An 18163-nucleotide genomic window follows, 5' to 3' on the forward strand; every position below is an offset into this window, starting at 1 on the left:
GGGTGCCCGGGTCAGATCTCTATGCACGTCCGGAGCGCGGTGCCCGAACGCATCTGGTCGAGCGCCTCGTTGATCCCGGCCAGCGGCACCCGGTGGGTGATCAGGCCTTCGAGGTCGATGCGGCCCGCGCGCCACAGGGCGATCGTGCGCTCGTAGGAACGGAGGACGTCCCCGCCCCCGTACATGGAGGGCAGGATGCGCTTCTCGTCGAAGAACAGCTCGAACATGTTGAGCTGGAGGAAGTCGTCCATGGCGCCGGCGCCGACGACGACGAGGGTGCCGCCGCGGCGGGTGTGGTCGTAGGCGGTGCGGGCGGTGGCGGACCTGCCGACGACCTCGAAGACATAGTCGAAGCCCTCGCCCGCGGTCACCGACTGCTTGGCGTCGGCAAGTTCGTCGGGCGACACCGCCCGGGTGGCGCCGAAGCCGAGAGCGGCCTGACGGCGTGAGGCGACGGGGTCGACGGCGACGATCTCCGCGGCTCCCTTGAGCCGGGCGCCCTGGATCGCGGAGATGCCGACGCCTCCGCAGCCGATGACGGCGACCGACGAACCGGCTTCCACGTCGGCGGTGTTGAGGGCGGCGCCGAGTCCGGTGGTGACGCCGCAGCCGATCAGGGCGGCGATGTCGAAGGGCACGTCGTCGGGGATCGGGACCGCGCAGCCGGCGGAGACGACGACCTCCTCGGCGAAGGTGCCGGTGCCGGCGAAGCCGAAGACGTCACCGCCGGGGCGCTTGAAGTTGGGGGTTCCGGCGTTCATGAATCCGGCCAGGCACAGTTCGGTCTGGCCGCGCCTGCAGGAGGGACAGGCACCGCAGGCGGGCAGCCAGCAGACGACGACGCGGTCGCCGGGCTTCACATGGGTGACGCCCTCGCCGACCTCGATGATCTCGCCGGCGCCCTCGTGGCCGGGCACGAAGGGCGCGGGCTGGGGCAGCACACCGTTCATCGCCGAGAGGTCCGAGTGGCACAGGCCGGTGGCCCGCACCCGGACGCGCACCTTGCCGGGCCCGAAGCCCACCGCCTCGACGTCGTCGAGGACTTCCAGTTTGTCCTGGCCTGTCTCGTGCAGTACGGCTGCGCGCATGGTGCGGCTCCCCTCAGGACGGTTCGTGCGGGTGTCGGACGTGATCGACGACGGTGTCCGCGAGGACCGGGGCGTCGTCCCGCTCGACGGCGCTCACCGCCACCCGGACCGCGCCGTCGCCGCGCCACATCCGGATGCGCAGGGTCTCGCCGGGGAAGACGACTCCGGCGAAGCGGGTGGTGTACGAGCGGACCCGGGTCACATCGCCGCCGAGCAGGGTGTCGACGACGGCCTTGAGCGTCATCCCGTACGTGCACAGCCCGTGCAGGATCGGCCGGTCGAACCCGGCGAGCTTGGCGAACTCGGGGTCGGCGTGCAGCGGGTTCCAGTCCCCGGACAGCCGGTAGAGCAGGGCCTGGTCCTCACGGATCGGGCGTTCCACGGTCCTGTCCGGCGGACCGGCGGGGGCTTCGAGGCGGGTGCCGGGTCCACGGTCGCCGCCCCAGCCGCCTTCGCCGCGTACGAAGATCTGGGCGTCGTTCGTCCACAACGGGCCGTCGGCGTCCGCCACTTCGGTGCGCATGACGAGGATGGCGGCGGTGCCCTTGTCGTAGACGGCGGCGATGCGCCCGGTGGCGGTGGCCGTTCCCTCGGCGGGGATCGGGCGGTGCAGGCGGACGCTCTGGCCGCCGTGCAGGACGCGGGCGAGGTCGACGTCGACGCCGGGCATGGACAGTCCGCCGATCACGCCCGGTGAGCCGGCGCCCGCGACGGTGGCGAAGCTCGGCAGGACATGCAGCCGGGATTCGAGGGTGTACCGCAGTTCGTCGGGGTCGGTCGCGGGAACGCCCGCCCCGATCCCCAGGTGGTAGAGCTGGACGTCCTTGTGGCTCCAGGTGATCTCGCCGGTCCGCGGCTGGGCTGCGACGGCCTTGGCGGCGTCAATGGGCATGGGGCTCCTTGCTCGACTGCGCGAAAGACCTCGGTGCGGCCGTCCGCACCGTCGGCCGCACCGAGGTCGACACCGGGCCGCGGAAGGCGCTCGTTCTAGAACGCGTTCCAGTACGGCGACCCCTTGTATAGCCCAGCGTCCAGCACTTGTGAAGACTACTGACGCCATGTCAGATCGTGTCGTGGCACCGCCCCTTCACCGGACGCGTCGCGCCGGGGACCGTGACATTTGTCCCGGCCGATCGCCGACAAGTGCATCTGCCGGGACACCGCACCGGACCTCTAGCGTCGTAGTCATGACACGGACGACGGGGACGACGACGGGGACGGCGGCGGGAAAGCCGCAGGAAGCGTCGGTGGCGGGGACGGCACCGGCGGTGTGCTTCAGGGGCGCGGTCAAGACCTTCGGCGACGTGCGCGCCGTGGCCGGTCTCGACCTGGAAGTGGGGTGCGGCGAGACGGTGGCGCTGCTGGGCCGCAACGGCGCGGGCAAGTCGACGGCGATCTCGCTGCTGCTCGGCCTGAACGAGCCGGACGAGGGCTCGGTCGAGCTCTTCGGCGGCCGGCCCGAGGAGTCGGTGCGCGCCGGACGGGTCGGCGCGATGCTCCAGGAGGCGCGGTCGGTGCCGCGGGTCACCGTCCAGGAGCTGGTCTCCTTCGTGGCGGGGCGCTATCCGGCGCCGCTGCCGGTGGCCGAGGCGCTGCGGCTCGCGGGCGTCGGGGAACTGGCCGGGCGGCGGGTGGACCGGCTGTCCGGAGGGCAGGCGCAGCGGGTGCGGTTCGCGGTGGCGCTCGCCGGGAACCCGGCGCTGATCGTGCTCGACGAGCCCACGGCGGCGCTCGACGTGGAGGCCAGGCACGCGTTCTGGGAGTCGATGCGGGCCTACGCCCGGCGCGGTCACACCGTGCTGTTCTCCACGCACTATCTGGAGGAGGCCGACGCGCACGCCGACCGGATCGTCGTCGTCGACCGGGGGCGGATCGTCGCGAACGGGACCGGTGAGGAGCTGCGGCGGGCGGCGGGCGGCAATCTGGTCTCCTTCGACCTGGCGGGGCTCCCCGCGGACGGTCTGGCGCTGCTGCCGGGCGTGGTGGCCGTGGAGGTGCGCGGACAGCGGGCCCGGCTGCGCACCGACGACTCGGACGCGACGGTGGTCGCGCTGGCCGAACGGGGCGCGATCCGCGGCCTGGAGGTCGTTCCCGCGTCCCTGGACGACGCGTTCCTGGCCCTCACCTCGCACGATCGGGAGACGGTGTGATGTTCGACTATCTGCGGCTCGAAGTGCGCCGGACGCTGCGCGACACCGGCTTCGTGATCGGCGGCATCGCGATGCCGGTGATGATGTACCTGCTGCTCACCAACCTCGGCGGGGGCGACGACGGGGCGTGGAAGACCGCCTCGATGGTCGGCATGGCCGCGTACGGGGCGGTCGGCTCGGCGCTGAACACCGGCGGCGGGGTCGCCGAGGACAAGGTGACCGGCTGGCTGCGGCAGCTCCGGGTGACCCCGATGACCTCGCGCCAGGTGGTGCTCGGGCGGGCGCTCACCGGTTCGGTGACCGTGCTGCCCGCGATCGCCTCGGTGCTCGCGGCCGGCGGCCTGGTCAACGGCGTACGGCTGGACGCCTGGCAGTGGGCCGCGACGGCCCTGCTGCTGTGGCTCGGCTCGGTCCCCTTCACCCTGCTGGGCCTCGGCAACGGCTACCGGATGACCGCGCAGACGACGGGTGTCACGAACATGGTGTGCAATCTGGGGCTCGCGGTGGTCGGCGGGCTGTGGTTCCCGCTCAGCCTCTTCCCCGGCTGGCTGCGCTCGGTCTCCGCGTACACGCCCACGAACCGCTTCGCCCAGCTGGGCGTGTCGGTCACCGAGGGCCGGGCACCCGACCTCACGGCGGTGGCGGTGCTGGTCGCCTGGCTGCTGGTGTTCGGCTCGTACGCCGTGATCTCGTACCGTCGATCCGCACGAACTGTCTGAACGGGGAACGGGACATGCCCAGGATGGAAGGCATCCGCTGCCAGATCCGCGCGCTGCGGGCCGAACGCAGGCGCTGGAAGGCCGACATGGAGCGGTTCAAGGCCGAGCAGCGGGCCGCGCGCAGGAGCGGTGGCACGATGCCCGAGAACCCCGGCCCGCCGCCCACCGGCTTCGCCCTGCTGCCGTGGCTGCTGCTGGGGATGGGCTCCTTCTCCAACCTCCTCCAGGGCAGGACACCGAACCCGTGGATCGGCGGTCTCGGTCTGTTCGCCTTCAACTCCCTGTACATCTACGTGACGTTCCGCGCGTTCACGAAGACGACACGGGAGGCCCGCTCCACCCGGGTGGCGCTCGTCCTGATGGGCGTGATCACCTGCACCCTGGCCCTCGGGTACGGGGGAAGCTGGCTGTACTTCTTCCCCCTGCTCGGGCTGGCCACCGGGGCCGTGGTGCGCGGACCCTGGCTCGGGAGGATCGGGCTCGGTCTGACGGCGCTCGCGGCGGCGGTCGCCGTCGTCCGGGCGGGCTGGGACGCGGTGAACGTCGCCTACGGCACCTTCCTGTCCACGATGGTGACGGCCGCGATCCTCTCCCTGTCCGAGGCGGTACGTGAACTGCGGGCGGCCCGCGAGGAGTTGGCGCGCCGGGCGGTGGAGAAGGAGCGGATGCGCTTCTCCCGCGACCTGCACGACCTGCTCGGGCACACGCTCTCCGTCATCGTGGTGAAGTCGGAGGCGGCCCGCCGGCTGGCTCCCCGCGATCTGGACGCGGCCCTCGTCCAGGTCACGGACATCGAGTCGGTCGGCCGGCAGGCACTGACGGAGATCCGCGAGGCGGTCACCGGCTACCGCCAGGGCAGTCTCGCCACGGAGCTGGACGGTGCCCGCTCGGCGCTGTCCGCGGCGCGGGTGGAACCGGTCGTCCGGCAGTCGGGGCCGCCCCTGGGCCCGCAGACCGAGGCCCTGCTCGGCTGGGTGCTGCGCGAGGCCGTCACCAACGTCGTACGCCACAGCGACGCCTCGCGCTGCGAGATCACGGTCGACGGCACCGCGGACCTCGTCCGGCTGACCGTCTCGGACAACGGCACCGACGCCTCCCCCGCAGAGCCCGAGTCGGGCGTCGGCGGCACCGGCCTCAAGGGCCTCACCGAGCGTCTCGCGACGGCCGGCGGTTCCCTGCGGGCGGGCCGGACCCCGCGCGGCGGCTTCGAGGTGCGGGCCGAACTCCCCGTGGAGGCGGCGGACTTGACGGAGGCGTCGGCCTGAGCGGCGCCCCTCAGGGCGCGTCGGGTCCGAGCAGCGAGTCGGTGAGGCGTTCCGCGGCCGCCGCGTCGAGGGGGGCGTGGCCGAGCAGGAAGCGGTACCAGAACAGGCCGTAGACCTGGTCGACCATGAGGTCGAGGTCCCGGCCGGCGGGGAGTTCACCGCGCGCGCGGCCGCGGTCGAGGACGTCGTGCAGCAGTGCGCGCCGGGTGCCGGTGTAGGCGCGCAGCAGTTCGGCGAGGTGGGGGTCGGTCGCCGCCTCGCGGACGAGGGTGCGCAGGGCCGGGGCCCAGGGGGCGCCCCGGGCGGCGTCGAAGGTGGCGGCGACGACCGTGCGCAGGTCGTCGCGGAGCGATCCGGTGTCGGGCGGCGGCACGTCCTGGCCGGCGCGGTCGGTGAGCGCGTCCAGGAGGACGGCTCCCTTCGAGGGCCACCAGCGGTAGAGGGTCTGCTTGCCCACGCCGGCCGCGCGCGCGACGGCCTCGACGGTGATGGGGGCACCCTTCGACTCCACGAGCAGCCGCAGCGCCGCGTCGAGGACGGCCCGTCGCACGGCTTCGTTCCGCCGCCGCCCGGTGTGCGGCCGCGCGGCGCTGTCCTCTGGCTCCGCAGCGGGGGCAGAGTCCTCGGCGTCGTTCGCTTCCATGGCTCGATCTTCTCCCATTCCGCCGCTCCGGCTCTGCGGCCGCTTGACGAGACTGTCAGTCTCGGCAACACTTTTGACGAGACCGCCAGTCTCGTCAAGTGGCTCAGCAGGAGCCCGACGCTCCGGAAGGGAAGCCCCGCCATGAGCACCACCCCGAGCACCACGAGCACTTCGAGCACCACGAGCACGTCGAACACCACGAGCATGTCGAACACCACGAGCATGTCGAACACCACCGGCACCGGCCTCGACGCCGGCATCTCCGCGGATCTCCCGCTCGCCGGGCAGCGCGCGGTCGTGATGGGCGGCAGCTCCGGCATCGGCAAGGCCACGGCCGCCCTCTTCGCCGCGGACGGCGCCGAAGTGGTCGTCACCGGCCGCGACCGGGAGAAGCTGGAGGCCGCGGCCGGGCGGATCGGCGGCAAGACGACCGCGTACCGTCTCGACGGCACGGACCCGGCGCAGATCGACGCGTTCTTCGCGCAGTCGGGCCCGGTGGACCACCTTGTCCTCGCGCTCAGCGGAGCCGCGGGCGCCGGCCCCTTCGCCGAACTGGACCTCGCCGAGCTGGAGACCGGGTTCGCCGCGAAGTTCTGGCCGTACGTGCGCATTCTGCGGGCCGCCCTGCCGCACCTGCGCGCGGACGGCTCCGTGACGCTGGTGACCGCGGCCTCGGCGCGGGCCGCCTTCCCCGGGACGGCGGGGCTCGCCGCGATCAACGGCGCCCTGGAGGCGATGGTCCCGCCGCTCGCCGTCGAACTGGCGCCGCTGCGGATCAACGCCGTCTCCCCCGGAGTCGTCGACACGCCCTGGTGGGACGCCCTGCCCGCCGAGCAGCGCGAGGCCCTGTTCCGGGGGTTCGCCGAGAGCAGCCCGGTGGGCCGGATCGGCCGCCCCGGCGACATAGCCCGCGCGCTCCATCTGCTGGCCACCAACGGCTTCGTGACCGGTGTCGTCCTGGACTGCACCGGCGGGGCCAACCTGCCCACGGGCCGGTGACCCCGCCGGGCCGGGCAGCCGCAGCGCGGCGACTGCCCGGTCACCACCGAACTCCCCCGGGGCTCGGCGGACTCGGCATCCGACCGAGCGGATCGGCCTCCCGGTGGGCGGGCTACGGCGCCCAGGGGGCCGTGACGGCCCAGCTCACGTCGTCCGCCCACGAGGTGGCGCTGTCGAAGGCGTTCGAACCGCCGTCGCTCGCGATGTAGAGGTTGTAGTTGTAGTGCCGGAGGTATCTCGTCGGGTAGTTGTACGAGGCGAACGAGGTCCCCGTACCGCTCTTGCCGGCCTGGGCGCAGAACGTGGCGTCCTGTCTGAACTGCGTGGTGCCGGTCATGGGTTGCCGGTAGAGCTGGTAGTTGTAGTGCCGCAGGAAGTCGCCCGGGTAGTTCCGCGACTCGAAGGAGTAGCAGGAGCCGTCGGCGAGACCCTTGCGGACGATCCAGGTGGCGTCGCCCTTGTCGAGCGCCGGACTGCTCGACGTGACGGCCGCCAGAACCGCCGCGTTGTCCTGGTGGCGGATGTAGTCGGCCGTGCAGCACGCGGTGGTCGCGCGCAGCGAGATCTCGGAGCCCGCCGTCAGCGAGCCCGTGCTGCCGGTGGAGCCGCCGTAGCCGACGGAGACGATGTTCGACTGCACCAGGCCGTCCGCGGCGTCCGTCGGGATGCCCGAGGTCATGACGCCCTCGAAGAAGGACCCGATGGAGCCGTTGCTGTTGTCGCCGCCGGTGCCGAGGACGATCGCGCCCTCCTGGTGCATGGGCGAGTAGCCACTGGTGGTGGGTTCACCCCCGGAATAGGTGGTCGTGAGACTGCCCGATTGGGCGTTGCCGTATTTCAGCGCGAAATGGTCCTGACCGTTGTTCTTCAGCAAAGCGGTCACGAAGGGCAGCGCACCGGTTCCGGTGTTCGAGGTGTTCTTGCTGTATCCGGAGTCCGACTGGAACAGCCCGTTCTCCAGGTCGGCCTGCACCCAGGGGCCCTGGCCGTAGCAGGGCGAGAACCAGCACTCGGTGCCGAAGTTGATCGCGTCCATGTGGCCGTTGCCGGTGTCCAGGTTGTTGGTCTCGGCGTTGCCGTAGTCGAAGCAGCAGCTGCCGTTGACGTGGGTGCCGGAGGTCACCATGTACATCCCCTCGGCCGCCCCGTTCGTGGCGACTCCCGAGGTGGAGTTGTCCCGGTAACCCATGCCGGCCGAGATCTCCAGACCGTAGACCTGGTGGCCGCCGGCGGTCACCGGCAACGCGTCCGCGGGCGCCCCCACGTCGGCCGCGCCCGCTCCGCCCGCGCCCTCGACGGTGAGGTCGTTGTGGCGCGAGGACTGGTCGTAGATCTTCGTGACGATGCAGGTGGTGCCACTGCAGAAGGAGTCCTGCGCCGCCGCGTTCGCGTACCCGCCGGCCGCCAGGAGACCGATGTTCGCGGTGGCGCCGTCGGAGGCGCGCTGCACCTGGTAGAGCGAGCCGCCGTACGACGAGTAGAGCGCCCGGACGAGGCTGTGCGCGGCGACACAGGGGGTGCCGGCGGTGGCGTAGACGTCACAGGGGAGCGACCCCGCGGCGGTGGCCCGCGGCGTGCCGACGGCGAACGCGACGACGGCCGCCATCACCGACAGCACGGCCAGGGCCGTGTTTCTGAGGCGCTGTAAGCGCACGAAGGATGACAACACGGTGCACCTCTTCCGTTCCTGGTAGGACAGTGCGGGTGCCCGGTTCGACATACCGGACATCGTTCGATCGACATACCGAACCAATTCCCGGTCGAAATTCCGAACGTTTGCGGAAATCGGCCCGGATCGGGAATGACAAAGGGGAGCGCTGAATTCCGAGGCGATTATTTGCCCGCAGCGGAAGGCCGTCAAGACGCGCGGTCCCGGCCGAGGACGATTTTTCCGGGGCCGCCGGAGCGCGCACGACGACCGGCCCGGCGCCCGTCCCGCCTTACGCTTGGCCGCGTGAACGAGATGCCCCGGGACCACCGGCCCGCCAAGTCCGTCCGTGTCCTGCTCGCCGAGGACCAGCAGATGATGCGCGGGGCGCTCGCCCTGCTGCTCGGGATGGAGCCGGACATCGAGGTGGTCGCGCAGGTGTCCGCGGGGGACGAGATCGTGGACGCGGTGCTGGTCGGCCGGCCCGATGTGGCCCTGCTGGACATCGAGTTGCCGGGGATGAGCGGGCTGGACGCCGCCGCGGAACTGCGCGATCAGGCGCCCGACTGCCGGGTGCTGATCCTCACCACCTTCGGCCGCCCCGGCTATCTGCGGCGGGCCATGGAGGCGGGTGCCGCCGGGTTCCTGGTCAAGGACGGGCCGGTGGAGGAACTGGCCGAGGCGATCCGGCGGGTGCTGACCGGGGAGACCGTCATCGATCCGGCGCTCGCCGCCGCCGCGCTGAGCGCCGGGCCCAGTCCGCTCACGGCCCGCGAGTGCGACGTGCTGAAGGCCTCCGTGGACGGCGCGACCGTCGCCGACATCGCCGGCAAGCTGCACCTCTCCGAGTCGACGGTCCGCAACTACCTCTCGTCCGCGATCGGCAAGACGGGCACCCGCAACCGCATGGAGGCGATGCGTGAGGCCCGTCAGCAGGGGTGGTTGTAGCGGGCCGCGGAAGGCGCCCCCGCGGCCCCTCGACCGACGGCCCTTCCGGTCATCGGCGGCCTCCGCCTGTGCCCGGCCGGCCGGCGGCGCCCGCCGGGCGCCGCTCCGACCGCCCCCTCTCAGGTCAGTGAATCCACGCGCACGCTCTTGTAACTCCTGCCCTCCGGGGCCAGGCACACGAACCAGTTGGCCGGAGAACCCGCGACCCGGTGGATCATCGGCTTGAGGTCCAGGCCGAAACCGTCACCCGCGCCGGCCATCGGAACCGGGACCGACGTTCCGTCGTCCCAGGTGCAGGTGAGGGCCCGGACCGTCGGATCGGCCTTGCCGATCACCAGCCGCTCGGCCCTCCCCGCCGCACCCGGCCGGCCCGTCTCCAGCGGCCTCGAGGAGACCTCGAGGTCCGTGCTCCCGTCCGCGTCGCTCTTGTCGGCCGGTCCGTCCTGAATCGTCGTCGAAGGCCCGTCCTCCACGAGGAGGCGGACGAAGATCCAGCTCTTGCCGATGAGGTCCGAGGCGGTCTCGGTGCCCGTCGGCGTGAGGCCGTACTCACTCATCTGGCTCCGCTGGTACTGCGCCTCCGCCTCGTTCTTCGGTGCGCCCCAGGTGACGACGGTGACGCTCCAGTCCTTCCCGTTGTCCCGCGCGCTGGCCACCATGGTCATCCGCGGCTCGTACACGTGCCGATGCTTCGGCGTCGACGGCGCGGTGACGGCCGGCGCGACCCTCCTGCCGCCGTCGTCCGTACCCGTACCCCCCGCCAGCGCCAGCGTCCCCGTGGAACCCGCGATGACCAGGGCCGCCGCTGCCGCCGTCGCCCAGCGGCGCGTCTTGCGGCGCCGGCCGCCGCGCAGCACCGCCTGGTAGGGGGCCATGCCGATCTCGACCTCGTCCGCCGCCTGGGCCAGCAGGAGGGCGATGTCCGTTTCCGTCGCCATGTCGTGACTCGTCTCCCGGTTCGCGCTCATCGCTTCCGCCCTCCGTCCGTCACCGCGTCCACCAGGCCCGGTACGACACGGAGTTTCGCGATCCCCTTGGCCGCGTTGCTCTTCACCGCGCCCACCGAGCAGCCCATCGCCTCGGCCGCCTGGCTCTCGCTCAGGTCCTCCCAGTAGCGCAGGACCACCGCCTGGCGCTGGCGCGGGGGCAGCCCGGCCAGTGCCGTGATCAGGGCGCCGCGGTCGTCGGCGCGGCCGATCGGGTCACTGCTGTCGGGTACCTCGCGGCTCAGCCCCGAGTCGTCCTTCGGCGCGAGGAACTCCTTGAGTTTCCTGCGGTGTCTGCGTGCGTGCGCGTTGATCATCACGCGCCGTACGTACGCCTCCGGTTCGTCCGCCGAGCCGACCCTGCGCCATGCCACGTACACCTGCTCCAGCGTCGTCTGGACCAGGTCCTCGGCGGCGTGCTGCTCCCCCGTCAGGAGAAATGCCGTACGCATCAGCCGCGGCCAGCGGCCGACGACGAAGCTCTGGAACTCCGCGTCCCGAGCCTGTTTCCGATCCCCCATGAGCACCTCCTAGATGACTGAAGGAGTCCGCGGGCACCGGATTTCGTTGCCTCACCGCCGGGGGATTCTCCGCGGCAGCCACAGAAGCATCAGCACGGCCCCGGTCAGCAGCATCACACCGCTGACGCGGAACGCCAGCGCGTACCCGGCGGTCAGGTCCTCCCCCAGGACGCTGTCCCCGGTACGGGTCGCCGCGATCGTGGACATGATCGCGAGTCCCAGCGAACCGCCCATCACCCGTGAGGTGTTGACCAGGCCCGAGACCACCCCCGCGTCCTGCGGCGACGCGCCCGAGGTCGCGAGCGCGGCCAGCGGGGTCGCGGCCAGACCGGCGCCGGCCATCATCAGGACGCCGGGGAGCATGATCGCCGTGAGGTACGGGCCGTCGGCCGTCATGGTCGACTGCCAGCCGAATCCGGCGGCGGCCAGGAGCGTGCCGAGGACGGCCACGTTGCGCGCGCCGACGACCGGCATCAGGCGTGGCGCCGACTTCGAGCCGACGACCACGGCGAGCGAACTCGGCACCAGGGCGAGGCCCGCGCCCAGCGGCGAGTACCCGAGCACGTTCTGCGCGTACAGCGTCATGAAGAACCACATGCAGAACATCGCCGAGCCGGAGACGAACATGGCGGCGTTCGCCGACGCCACCGACCGCAGCCGCAGCAGCTTCAGCGGCATCAACGGCGCCCCGGTCCGGGCCTCGACGGCCAGGAAGACCCCGATGAGAGCCGCTCCCGCGCCGAGCGGTACGAGCGTCGCCGGCGCGGACCAGCCCTCGGCCTCCGTCTGCACGATCCCGTACGCCAGGGTCGCGAGTCCCGCCGTCACCAGGAGCGCGCCCGGCAGGTCGAGCCGTCGTCCGTCCCCGGCCCGGCTCTCCGTCAGCCGGGACGCCGCGCCCGCCAGCACGAGCGCGCCGACGGGCACGTTGACGAGGAGGACCCAGCGCCACGACAGCCCGTCGACCAGCAGCCCGCCGACGAGTCCGCCCGCCGCGCCGCCGCCCGCGCCCACGGCGGTCCAGGTCGCGATGGCCCGCGCGCGTGCGGCGCCCTCGGGGACGGCCGACGTCAGGAGCGTCAGGGTCGAGGGCGCGAGGACCGCTGCCCCGAGGCCCTGCGCGGCGCGTGCGAGCAGCAGTTGCGTGCCTTCCTGGGCGAGGCCCCCGGCGGCCGAGGCGAGCGTGAAGAGCGCGAGCCCCACCAGGAACATCCGCTTGCGCCCGTAGAGGTCACCGGCCCGCCCGCCGAGCAGCATGAATCCGGCGAAGGCGATCGAGTAGGCGTTCACCACCCACTGCAGTCCGGGGGCGCTCAGCCCGAGGTCGGCCCGCATGGAGGGCAGGGCCACGTTGACGACGGACACGTCCAGGACGACCAGGAACTGTCCGGCACACGCGAGCGCGATCACCATCCAGGTGGGTGGGGCGGTACGGGGGGAGATCCGGGTGTCTTCGGCGGCTCGGAGCATGAGTGTCATGCTCTCAACCCGCTTACGCTCCTTGCATCGGGATTTCGGCGCAGGCCGGCGTACGGCACGGGACCTAGGACCCGCGCGGACGCGGGAGTTGCGCGCCGGCGAGGACACAGGGACCGCCCTCGATCCCAGGACCCGCGCGAAAGCGCGAGTCACCGGCCCGGACCTGAGCCAGGTCCGCGTCCTGGCCCCAGGTCCGCTACCCGCCCCGGGGCCGGCCCGGTCAGGCTCCCGCGCGCAGCAGTGTGACCACCGCCGCGCCGCCCAGTCCGATGTTGTGCGCGAGCCCGACCCGCGCTCCCCGGACCTGCCGCGCCCCGGCCTGCCCTCTCAGCTGCCAGACGAGTTCGGCCACCTGGGCGATTCCGGTCGCGCCCAGCGGATGGCCCTTGGAGATGAGCCCGCCGGAGGGGTTCACCACCCAGCGTCCGCCGTACGTCGTGGCTCCCGACTCCACGAGGGGGCCCGACTCCCCCTCCGCGCACATGCCGAGCGCCTCGTAGGTCAGCAGTTCGTTGACGGAGAAGCAGTCGTGGAGCTCCACGACGTCCACGTCCTCGATGCCGAGCCCGGAGCGCTCGTACACCCGGCGCGCGGCCTCCCTCGACATCGGGAGGCCCACGACGTCGATGCAGGAGCCGGAGGCGAAGGACTCCTCGGTGTCGGTGGTCATCGCCTGGGCGACGATCTCGACCGCCCGGTCCTGGAGCCCGTGCCGCTCGGCGAACCGTTCGGACACGACGACGGCCGCGGCGGCCCCGTCGGAGGTGGGCGAGCACTGGAGCCGGGTCAGCGGCCGGTGCACGGCCTTGGCGGCGAGGACCTCGTCGACGGAGTACACGTCCTGGAACTGGGCGTACGGGTTGTGCGCCGAGTGGCGGTGGTTCTTGGCGCCGACGGCGGCGAGCTGGGCCTCGGTCGTGCCGTACCGCTCCATGTGCTCGCGGGCCGCGTCGCCGAAGATCTGCGCGGTGGGCGGGGACATCTCGAAGCCGTGCCGGGCGGCCATGATCCCGTAGTGCCGGGCGACGGGTGACGTGGCGAAGTCCCCGCCGTCGGCGCCCGATCCGAGCGATCCCCGCTTCATCTTCTCGAAGCCCAGCGCGAGGACGCAGTCGCTGATGCCGCCCTCCACGAACTGCCGGGCCAGCATCAACGCGCTCGCCCCCGTCGCGCAGTTGTTGTTGACGTTGTACACCGGCACGCCGGTCAGCCCGAGTTCGTAGGCGGCGCGCTGACCGGCGGTGGACGGCTGGAAGCAGTGGCCGACGGGGACCTGTTCCACGTCCGTGTACGAGATCCCGGCGTCGGCCAGGGCATCGGTACCGGCCTCCCGGACCATGTCCCAGTACTGCCACTCCCGGGTCTCGGGCTTCTCAAACCTGGTCATGCCGACACCGGCGACGTACGTCCTCATGGCGCGCTCCTAGTCCCGCGGCAGGCCGAGCAGGCGCTCGGCGACGACGTTGAGCTGGACCTGGGTGGTGCCGCCCGCGATGGTCAGGCACCGGGAGAGCAGGAACCCGTGCACGGCCCGCTCGCCCGGGCCCTCGCACAACGCGCCCTCCGGGCCGAGGAGTTCGAGGGCGAGTTCGGCGACCTTCTGCTGATGCGCGGTCTGCACGAGTTTGCGGACGGAGGCGCCCGCGCCCGGTTCCACCCCGGAGACCCGGCGGAGGGTGGTGCGCAGGCCGATGCAGGCCAGTGCGTGCGCCTCGGCCAGCAGCGCTCCCAGCCGGGCGCTGTCGACGTCGGCCGCGATCAGCGCCTCCAGGCCGGTGTCGAAGGTCAACTGGTCGGCCATGTGCACGCGTTCGTTGCCGAGCGTGGTGCGGGCGACCCGCCAGCCGTCGTCGACCTCGCCGACGACCGCGTCCGCGGGCAGCAGCACGTCGTCGAACCAGACCTCGTTGAAGAGGGAGTCTCCGGTGATCTCCTTCAGGGGACGGATGTCGATGCCGTCCGTGGTCTTCATGTCGACGACGAAGTAGGTGAGCCCCCGGTGCCTGGGCGCGGCCGGGTTCGTCCGGGCGAGGAGGATCCCGTGGTCGGCCCACTGCGCCGCGCTCGTCCACACCTTCTGTCCGTTGACGCGCCAGCGCCCGTCGGCCGTGCGCTCGGCGCGGGTCCGCAGCGAGGCGAGGTCGGAGCCGGCGCCGGGCTCCGAGAAGAGCTGGCACCACAGGAGGTCGCCGCGCAGGGTGGGCGGCAGATAACGCTCCAGCTGCCGGCGGGTCCCGTGCGCGATGAGGGAGGGCACGACCCAGGTCGCGATCCCGAGGTCGCTGATCCGCACCCCGGCCGCCGCCAGCTCCTGCTGCACGGCGAGCTGTTGGAGGGGACCAGCGCCGAGGCCGTACGGCGGGGGCAGATGCGGGGCGGCGTACCCGGTGGGCGCGAGGGACCGGCGGGCGTCCGCCGGACCGAGTCCGCGCACCCGGCCGATCACCGCACGGGCCTCGTCCCGGTGCCCGGACGCCTCCGGCGGCAGTTCCAGGCGCAGTTCCCGCCGCACACCGCCCCGCGCGAGCCGCACCGCCTGCCGCAGGTGTCCGCTCCCCGCACCGAGCAGCTGCCGCGCCACCAGGGCCCGGCGCAGATACAGATGGGCGTCGTGCTCCCAGGTGAACCCGATGCCGCCGAGGATCTGGACACAGTCCTTGGCGCAGGAGCAGGCGGCTTCGAGGGCGGTACCGGCCGCCAGCGAGGCCGCCAGCTCCCGTACGCCGGGTGCCTCCTGTGCGGCGCGCGCCGCGTCCCAGGTGAGCGCCCGCGCCTGTTCCAGCCGCAGCAGCATGTCGGCGCACAGGTGCTTGACGCCCTGGAAGTGCCCGATGGGACGGCCGAACTGCTCGCGGACCCTGGCGTGCCCGGCGGCCGTGTCCAGCGACCAGGCCGCGGTGCCGCAGGCGTCCGCGGCGAGCACGACGGCGGCGAGGTCCCGGACCAGTGACGGGCCGACCGCGAGGACGCGGCCGGCGGGGACGTGCACGCCCCACGCCCGGACCTCCGCGGTCGCCCGGGTCGGATCGGCGCTCTCGTGCGGCCGGACGGCCAGATCGGCGGCGTCCGCCACCAGCCACAGCGTGCCGCCGGGCGCGGCGCCCGCGTCGGGAGCGGCGCCCGCACCCGGAGCGGCGCCCGCGTCGAGGGCTCGGGCGGCCTCGGCGCGCACGTCGAGGCGGTGGCCGGGCCCGTCGGTCGTCGCGGCCAGCACGAGCACGTCCGCGTCGGCGCCGGACAGTACGGGCGGCGCCGTCCCGTCCAGCACGTATCCGCCGTCCGCCACCCGGGCCGTCAGGGTGCCGGGGCCGAACGCGACGGCGCCGACGCGCTCCCCGCACCCCAGCGCCCGCAAGAGATCGGCGCGACCCGACCCCCGTACGGAATCGACCCCTTCACCCGTGTCACCCGACTCGCCCGCTCCACCCGCTCCACCCGCTCCACCCGCGCGCTCCGCCGCCAGCACCGCGGCGGCCAGGACGTGCGCGACGAACGGTCCGGGCAGCGCGGCCCGCGCCGCCTCCTCCACGACGACGGCGAGATCGACGAGGCCGCCGCCACCGCCGCCGCAGGCTTCGGGGAGGTGCACGGCGAGCAGCCCCTGCGCGGCGAGCGCGTCCCAGAACGGAGGCCTGCCGCAGGCCGGGGCGTCCAGGAGCTTGCGGACCTCCCCGGCCGGCACGGCGCGGTCGATCCAGCCGCGCACGGCCTCGGCCAGCTCCTCCTGCTCCGGCGTGACCGCGATGCCCATGCATGCCTCCCCGAAGGTTCCCCACAGGCCCAAGGTGCGTGGATCCGCGCCAGACTAGAACACGTTCCATTATGACGGTAGGTCAGATACCCATGGACCGGTCAAGAATTCGTTAGTACGCCGAAGCATCGGAATAGTTGCCCAGGCGCACCGGGTTCCCCCTGCACGTACCCGCGTGGACCACCCGACCGACGTCCCGGCATCCCCCTGGATCACCCGACCGACCGTCCCCGCGTCCGCACGGACCACCCCACCCCTTCGCTCTCCCGAGAGCTGCCTTTCCTACGGCCTGGAGGCCCCTCGCAATGACGCACACGACGACCGGCAGCACCGCGCGGAGGCCCGGCGGCACGACCGTGCCGGTGCTCGCCTTCGCGGGCATCGTTGTCGCGGTCATGCAGACCCTGCTCGTCCCGGTCATCAAGGACCTGCCGACGCTCCTGGACACCGCGCCCAGCAACGCCACCTGGGTCCTGACCTCGACCCTGCTCTCCGGCGCCGTGGCCACTCCGATCATGGGCCGCCTCGGCGACCTCTACGGCAAGCGGCGCATGCTGCTCACCAGCCTGTCCGTGATGGTGGTCGGCGCCCTGGTCAGCGCACTGAGCAGCACCCTGCTGCCGATGATCGCCGGCCGTACCCTCCAGGGCTTCGCGATGGGCGCGATCCCGCTGGGCATCGGCCTGATGCGCGACATGCTGCCCCGCGAGAAGCTCGGCTCCGCGATGGCCCTGATGAGCTCCTCGATCGGCGTCGGCGGCGGACTCGCGCTGCCCGCCGCGGCCCTCGTCGCCCAGCACGCGGACTGGCACGCCCTCTTCTACGGCGCCGCGGGACTCGGCGTCCTCTCCATCGTCCTCACCCTCCTCGCCGTGCCGGAGTCCCCGATGCGCGCCGAGGGCACCTTCGACGTGCTGGGCGCGATCGGCCTGTCCGCCGGACTCGTGCTCTTCCTGCTGCCGATCACCAAGGGCAGCGACTGGGGCTGGACCGACCCCACCACGCTCGGCCTGTTCGGCGCCTCGGCCGTCGTGCTCCTGCTGTGGGGTGCGATGGAACTGCGCCTGAAGGCCCCGCTGGTCGACCTGCGCACCACGGCCCGTCCCGCGGTCCTCTTCACCAACCTCGCCTCGATCATGGTCGGCGTCTCCTTCTACGTCGTCTCCCTGGTCCTGCCGCAGCTGCTCCAGCTGCCGACGGCCACCGGTTACGGCCTCGGGCAGTCGATGGTGAGAGCGGGTCTGATCGTGGCCCCGCTCGGCCTGACGATGATGCTCACCGCCCCCGTGTACGCCCGTCTGTCCGCGAAGTACGGCCCGAAGGTCACCCTGATCATCGGCATGGTGATCATCGGGATCGGCTACGGCGCCGGTCTCGGCCTGATGAACGCCGCCTGGCAGTCGCTGGTCATCGCGGTGATCCTGGGCGCGGGCATCGGCCTCGCCTACTCCTCGCTGCCCGCCCTGATCATCGGCTCCGTCCCGGCCTCGGAGACGGGCGCGGCCAACGGCCTGAACACCCTGATGCGTTCCATCGGCACGTCGGTGTCGAGCGCCGTCATCGGCATGGTGCTCGCCAACACGGCGCACCACGTCGGCGGGGTCGCGATCCCGACCATGCACGGCTTCCGGGTGTCGTTCGTGATCGCCACGGTTGCCGTCGCGGCCGGTCTGGTCATGGCGTTCTTCCTGCCGGGCCGCCCGGCCACCAAGCCCTCGCTGGTCGCGAGCAGCGAGGAGGACGCGGCCCTGGAGCGGGCGCGCACGGGCGAGGACCGGTCGGCCGCCCTCGCCCCGTCGCTCCCGGGCGAGAACGCCGACGCCACGGCCTGACACCTGCACACCGCTCGTTGGACAGTGCACACAAGGTCGAATTAGCTCGATGGTGTGATGGTCGACTTGCGGGCTTGCGGTGTCCTAGGCCGACTGGGTTAGCGTGATCGTGCGACTTGGGACGCCTGGTACGG

The 18163-nt window shown here is 72.4% G+C and carries 15 protein-coding genes; 6 read left to right on the forward strand and 9 right to left on the reverse strand.

What is annotated here, in order from left to right:
* Window positions 1-11: 11 nt before the first annotated feature.
* Both ACH4S8_RS20280 and ACH4S8_RS20285 read right to left on the reverse strand, forming a co-directional pair.
* Window positions 12-1088 carry a Zn-dependent alcohol dehydrogenase gene (locus ACH4S8_RS20280; RefSeq protein ID WP_398395799.1) on the reverse strand — a complete coding sequence of 359 codons (1077 nt, stop codon included), beginning with the start codon at window positions 1086-1088 and terminating at the stop codon, window positions 12-14.
* A gap of 13 nt (window positions 1089-1101) precedes the next feature.
* Window positions 1102-1980: a MaoC/PaaZ C-terminal domain-containing protein gene (locus tag ACH4S8_RS20285; RefSeq protein ID WP_398395801.1), complete on the reverse strand. Its 879-nt coding sequence runs from the start codon at window positions 1978-1980 to the stop codon at window positions 1102-1104.
* Window positions 1981-2356: 376 nt separating this feature from the next.
* Between ACH4S8_RS20285 and ACH4S8_RS20290 the strand changes: the two genes are divergently transcribed.
* Genes ACH4S8_RS20290 through ACH4S8_RS20300 form a run of 3 tightly spaced genes read left to right on the forward strand, consistent with a single transcriptional unit; the run spans window position 2357 to window position 5222 of the window.
* A complete protein-coding gene (locus ACH4S8_RS20290) occupies window positions 2357-3238 on the forward strand; it encodes an ABC transporter ATP-binding protein (RefSeq protein ID WP_398395929.1) in 882 nt (293 codons plus the stop codon).
* Window positions 3238-3957, forward strand: a complete 720-nt coding sequence (locus ACH4S8_RS20295; protein ID WP_398395803.1) for an ABC transporter permease — start codon at window positions 3238-3240, stop codon at window positions 3955-3957. The genes ACH4S8_RS20290 and ACH4S8_RS20295 overlap by 1 nt, the downstream gene beginning before the upstream one ends.
* Before the next feature lie 14 nt (window positions 3958-3971).
* Window positions 3972-5222 carry a sensor histidine kinase gene (locus ACH4S8_RS20300; protein ID WP_398395805.1) on the forward strand — a complete coding sequence of 417 codons (1251 nt, stop codon included), beginning with the start codon at window positions 3972-3974 and terminating at the stop codon, window positions 5220-5222.
* A gap of 10 nt (window positions 5223-5232) precedes the next feature.
* On the opposite strand, the gene ACH4S8_RS20305 is transcribed toward ACH4S8_RS20300, so the two are convergent.
* The gene (locus ACH4S8_RS20305; protein WP_398395808.1) at window positions 5233-5865 is read right to left on the reverse strand and encodes a TetR/AcrR family transcriptional regulator; all 633 of its coding nucleotides are present in this window, start codon (window positions 5863-5865) and stop codon (window positions 5233-5235) included.
* A gap of 141 nt (window positions 5866-6006) precedes the next feature.
* Between ACH4S8_RS20305 and ACH4S8_RS20310 the strand changes: the two genes are divergently transcribed.
* Window positions 6007-6864, forward strand: a complete 858-nt coding sequence (locus tag ACH4S8_RS20310; protein ID WP_398395810.1) for an SDR family oxidoreductase — start codon at window positions 6007-6009, stop codon at window positions 6862-6864.
* 112 nt (window positions 6865-6976) lie between these two features.
* Here the strand turns inward: ACH4S8_RS20310 and ACH4S8_RS20315 are convergent, their stop codons facing one another.
* Window positions 6977-8470 (reverse strand): alpha-L-arabinofuranosidase B, encoded by a 1494-nt coding sequence (locus ACH4S8_RS20315; RefSeq protein ID WP_398395931.1) that lies wholly within the window; start codon window positions 8468-8470, stop codon window positions 6977-6979.
* A gap of 357 nt (window positions 8471-8827) precedes the next feature.
* Here ACH4S8_RS20315 and ACH4S8_RS20320 point away from each other — a divergent pair, with 357 nt between their 5' ends.
* The gene (locus ACH4S8_RS20320) at window positions 8828-9460 is read left to right on the forward strand and encodes a response regulator (protein ID WP_398395933.1); all 633 of its coding nucleotides are present in this window, start codon (window positions 8828-8830) and stop codon (window positions 9458-9460) included.
* 119 nt (window positions 9461-9579) lie between these two features.
* Here the strand turns inward: ACH4S8_RS20320 and ACH4S8_RS20325 are convergent, their stop codons facing one another.
* The 5 genes from ACH4S8_RS20325 to ACH4S8_RS20345 all read right to left on the reverse strand — a co-directional run bounded on the left by ACH4S8_RS20325 (window position 9580) and on the right by ACH4S8_RS20345 (window position 16197).
* The gene (locus tag ACH4S8_RS20325; protein ID WP_398395812.1) at window positions 9580-10428 is read right to left on the reverse strand and encodes a hypothetical protein; all 849 of its coding nucleotides are present in this window, start codon (window positions 10426-10428) and stop codon (window positions 9580-9582) included.
* Complete coding sequence (locus ACH4S8_RS20330; RefSeq protein WP_398395814.1) at window positions 10425-10967, reverse strand: SigE family RNA polymerase sigma factor; 543 nt, start codon at window positions 10965-10967, stop codon at window positions 10425-10427. The genes ACH4S8_RS20325 and ACH4S8_RS20330 overlap by 4 nt, the downstream gene beginning before the upstream one ends.
* Before the next feature lie 51 nt (window positions 10968-11018).
* Window positions 11019-12437, reverse strand: coding sequence for an MFS transporter (locus ACH4S8_RS20335; protein WP_398395935.1), 1419 nt, complete (start codon window positions 12435-12437; stop codon window positions 11019-11021).
* Window positions 12438-12666: 229 nt separating this feature from the next.
* Window positions 12667-13860, reverse strand: coding sequence for a lipid-transfer protein (locus ACH4S8_RS20340; protein ID WP_398395816.1), 1194 nt, complete (start codon window positions 13858-13860; stop codon window positions 12667-12669).
* Window positions 13861-13869: 9 nt separating this feature from the next.
* A complete protein-coding gene (locus ACH4S8_RS20345; protein WP_398395818.1) occupies window positions 13870-16197 on the reverse strand; it encodes an acyl-CoA dehydrogenase in 2328 nt (775 codons plus the stop codon).
* A gap of 305 nt (window positions 16198-16502) precedes the next feature.
* Between ACH4S8_RS20345 and ACH4S8_RS20350 the strand changes: the two genes are divergently transcribed.
* Window positions 16503-18029: an MFS transporter gene (locus ACH4S8_RS20350; RefSeq protein ID WP_398395820.1), complete on the forward strand. Its 1527-nt coding sequence runs from the start codon at window positions 16503-16505 to the stop codon at window positions 18027-18029.
* Window positions 18030-18163: the final 134 nt, after the last annotated feature.

It is taken from the genome of Streptomyces sp. NPDC021080 (assembly GCF_044333225.1).
GTDB lineage: Bacteria > Actinomycetota > Actinomycetes > Streptomycetales > Streptomycetaceae > Streptomyces.